Source organism: Macrococcoides caseolyticum, from assembly GCF_002902665.1.
In the GTDB taxonomy this organism is placed as follows: domain Bacteria; phylum Bacillota; class Bacilli; order Staphylococcales; family Staphylococcaceae; genus Macrococcoides; species Macrococcoides caseolyticum.
Map to the genome: position 1 here is coordinate 1 of NZ_PPRM01000097.1, position 679 is coordinate 679.

Here is a 679-nt window from a genome sequence, read left to right on the forward strand (position 1 = left end):
ATCTTCAAGCATATAAAAATTAGTAGTATCATCATTTTTAGATAGTATTTGAAAAGCTTCAATTATATGTGTACTATGAGTATTTATATACATCTTCACACCTAATTTTTTGTTTAAATAATATAATATTTCAGCATATTTAACCTGCCATACTGGATGTAAATTAGTTTCTGGCTCATCTAATATAAGCAATAATTCATCATTTATCCAACCATTTTCAATTAAAATTTGTAAAATTGAAAATGACTTAATTCCACTCGCTACATTTCTAGTTTCAATTTGATAACTTCCTTTTTCAAAATAATATGGTTTCGAAAGTGAATTTTTTCTTTTTTTCATATTACCTTTGACAATCATATTTATTTCTTTAAGAATATTATTGTTGTTATCAATCTCTTTAAAAGTAAGCTCTCTATCATTCTTGTGCATTAACATGTTACTGAGGGCATCGTTAAAAATATTATTATCTATTAAATCACTAATGAATAGAAATGCATTATTAGAGACATTATCTAAAATCTGAGGATTATCGATATACGCGACATTTTTAATCAAACTATTATTTACAATATTCTTTTCAGAATTTATTTTTCCATAATCATTAAATTTTAAATTAAATACGACTGAATTATTTTCAGAAATCTTAATATGAGCGTCCTTAGTATCTGTCTCTTATACA

1 protein-coding gene is annotated in these 679 nt (G+C 24.0%); it reads right to left on the bottom strand.

Going from position 1 to position 679, the window contains the following annotated elements:
• Positions 1–555, bottom strand: a 555-nt coding sequence (locus CD152_RS10610; RefSeq protein ID WP_240592405.1) for an AAA family ATPase, incomplete at its 3' end; no start/stop codon positions are given.
• Positions 556–679 lie beyond the last annotated feature (124 nt).